The sequence below is a fragment of the Aeromonas sp. s6 genome, from assembly GCF_040907815.1.
In the GTDB taxonomy this organism is placed as follows: domain Bacteria; phylum Pseudomonadota; class Gammaproteobacteria; order Enterobacterales; family Aeromonadaceae; genus Aeromonas; species Aeromonas caviae.
The window spans coordinates 1-2,846 of record NZ_JBFOCN010000094.1 but is presented as its reverse complement, the minus strand read 5'-3'; the positions used below and the strand labels follow the sequence as shown (position 1 = coordinate 2,846).

The window sequence follows — 2,846 nt, the reverse complement described above, 5'->3', positions numbered from 1 at the left end:
CCGTCATTCCGCACCTGATTTTGCTATTTTCAGTGCTTGACGGCGATCGGCCGTTCTGATCTATTACTCTCTTTTGCAGGTAGATCATCATGGCCGCACCCGCTATCTCGATCCGTAACCTCGATCACCTTGGTTTGGTCGCCGCACTCTGCCAGGAACTGGGCATTGCCCGCATGATCGATGCCTTGCTCCCCAAAACCCCGCCTTTCAAGGTCTCACATGGTGAAGCCTTGGTCGCCATGATAGTGAACGGCCTCGGCTTTCACAGCAGCACCCTGCACATGTTCCCGCAATTCTTTGCTAACAAGCCGGTTGAGCGCCTGATTGGCCCCGGGATCTGTGCTGATGACCTCAATGATGATGTGCTCGGTCGCTGTCTCGATGCCCTCTTTGAGGCCGATGTCAGCGCCTTGTATCAGGTGATGGCGGCGCAAGTTGTCGAGCGGCTGGGGCTCAAAAGCACCGCAGTGCACCTCGATATTACCAGCTTCCACGTCGATGGCGCCTATGACTGTGCCGATGGGGATCTGGTCGGTAAGCTGCAACTGGTGCGTGGTTATAGTCGTGATCACCGGCCAGAGCTGAATCAAGTGATCCTTGAGCTCATCTGTGAAAATCAGGCCGGCCTACCTGTCTATATGCAGGCCCTGAGCGGCAATAGTAATGACACCAAAGCCTTTGCCCAGACCGTTCGTCGCCATTTGAGCAGTCTCAAGGCCGCGCAGGAGTGCCGTTATCTGGTCGGCGATGCCGCACTGTACTGCGCCGATACCTTGCAATTACTGGCGCAACAGCAGCAACTATTTGTGACCCGGGTGCCCGTCACTCTCAATGAGGCAAAGCAGGCCGTGGCAACCATAGGTGCACAACCGCTGACCGCTCTGGGCAATGGCTATCATGGCCGTTGGCAACACGCGAATTATGCCGGGGTCGCGCAACGTTGGTTGCTGGTGCGCAGCGAACAAGCCAGCCACCGCGAGCAGCAGACATTGGCCAAAAACCTGCTCAAAGACAGTACCCGCGAGCTCAAAGCCTTCGCCAAATTGTGTGCCCGACGCTTTGCTTGTGAGGCGGATGCCCAAGCTGAGTTGAGCTGTTTTACCGCCAGCTTGATGCTGCTGCAACTGGATGCCGAAGTGGTAGGTGAACCCGTTTATACAGGACGTGGCAGACCCAAGCGTGGCGAAGAGCCAATTGGCCATCAGTTTCAAATCACTGGGTTGGCGGCAACTAGCCTGGCTTGCGTTGAAGAGGCCCGCAACCAGACCGGGGTGTTCATCCTGGCGACCAATGACCACAGCGATACGCTGACCATGGCCGAACTTTTGGCCACCTATAAAGCGCAGCAGAATGTCGAACGGGGCTTTCGTTTTCTCAAGAGCCCGGAGTTTTTAACCTCCTCACTGTACCTGAAAAAGCCGGAGCGGATTGAAGCGTTGCTCATGGTGATGACCTGTAGCCTGATGATTTACGCAGCGTTGGAGCACCGGATCCGGCAGGGATTAGTGGAGCAGAATCGCAGTGTGGCGGATATGAAAAAGAAACCGACCCAGCAGCCGACGGCCCGTTGGATCTTTTTGCGCTTTGGTGGCATCCATGAATATCGACTGGGAGAAGCTCCGCCACAAGTAACGGAGCTAACAGGAGACCAGCAGATCATTTTGGAGGTATTGGGTGAGCGCTATCGGCAAATTTATTCCTAAATCAGGTGCGGAATGTCGGTTCACCTCGCCCGCGCACCGAGGCCGTTTTGCTGTACAAGGTTGCAGCAAGGGTTTCATCGGCTCGCAAAAATGGGGTTATCTGCTGGACGGCGCAAGCGCCTTGGCTAAGATAACCGTCTTAACGTCTTGTTTGGCAAGGGAGTATGACATGGAGATAGTACTAGGCCCATTAGAGGCCCGCGTGATCGGCTGCCTGATTGAGAAAGAGATCTGCACGCCGGATCAGTACCCTCTCTCGCTCAATGCACTGGTCAATGCCTGCAACCAGAAGAGCAACCGGGAACCCGTGCTGGAGCTCGCCGAGCTGGATATTCGTGCCGTGATCGACGAGCTGATCCGCCGCCGTCTGGTGGTCAATACCGCCGGTTTCAACGCCCGGGTGCCCCGCTATCAGCATCGTTTCTGCAATACCGAGTTCGGCGAGCTGAAGTTCTCGGCCCAGGAGCTCGGCATTATCTGCGAACTCTTGCTGCGTGGCCCGCAGACCCCGGGTGAGCTGCGTTCGCGCACCAACCGGCTGTGCAGCTTTGACGATGTGACCGAAGTGGATGCCGTGCTGGCCACCCTCATCGAACGGGGGCCCTATGTGGTCAAGCTGCCCCGTGAGCCGGGCAAGCGGGAATCCCGCTACGCGCACCTGTTCAGTGGCGAGGTGGATCTGCAGGCGCTGGCCGACGCAGCGCCCGCTGGCAACCTTGTGTCACCGGCGGCAGACAGACTGGCAGCGCTCGAAGAAGAGGTCGAGCACCTCAAGGGGCAGTTGCAGGGGTTGGAAGCCCGTCTGGCCCGGCTGGAAGGCTGAGCCAACAATCTGGTTCCAGAAGGCGCTGCGGCGCCTTTTTTGATGACCGAGCCCCTCCTGCGGCCCGTTGCCCGGTGGCAGGGGCGAGTGCCCTGTCAGCCCTGTCGGTCGCGTACCCATCTTAAATGCGAAAGGGGACTCCCTCCGACGTAGGTGGGAGGGGAATTTCGCCGGGGCGTCAGCCCCGCTGGTTTTGAATGTATTGCTTGATCACCTCCAACGGTGCTCCGCCGCAAGAGCCCGCAAAGTAAGAGCGTGACCAGAGTACGGGTTTGCTGTAAGCACCTCTCAAGTCCAGAAATTCATTACGCAGTCGCCTT

The 2,846-nt window shown here is 57.7% G+C and carries 3 protein-coding genes; 2 read left to right on the top strand and 1 reads right to left on the bottom strand.

Annotation, left to right across the window (positions count from 1 at the left end):
* Positions 1–89: 89 nt before the first annotated feature.
* Positions 90–1,703 (top strand): IS1634-like element ISAs25 family transposase, encoded by a 1,614-nt coding sequence (locus AB5Y50_RS14385; RefSeq protein WP_010674210.1) that lies wholly within the window; start codon positions 90–92, stop codon positions 1,701–1,703.
* Between the two features lie 169 nt (positions 1,704–1,872).
* Positions 1,873–2,526 carry a YceH family protein gene (locus AB5Y50_RS14380; RefSeq protein WP_039040218.1) on the top strand — a complete coding sequence of 218 codons (654 nt, stop codon included), beginning with the start codon at positions 1,873–1,875 and terminating at the stop codon, positions 2,524–2,526.
* Positions 2,527–2,704: 178 nt separating this feature from the next.
* Here the strand turns inward: AB5Y50_RS14380 and AB5Y50_RS14375 are convergent.
* The coding region (locus AB5Y50_RS14375; RefSeq protein ID WP_319861765.1) for a transposase at positions 2,705–2,846 on the bottom strand (142 nt) is incomplete at its 5' end.

Excerpts from the sequence above, each read along its gene's own strand:
- AB5Y50_RS14385 (WP_010674210.1), top strand. The coding sequence starts at position 90 with ATGGCCGCACCCGCTATCTCGATCCGTAACCTCGATCACCTTGGTTTG.
- AB5Y50_RS14380 (WP_039040218.1), top strand. The coding sequence starts at position 1,873 with ATGGAGATAGTACTAGGCCCATTAGAGGCCCGCGTGATCGGCTGCCTG.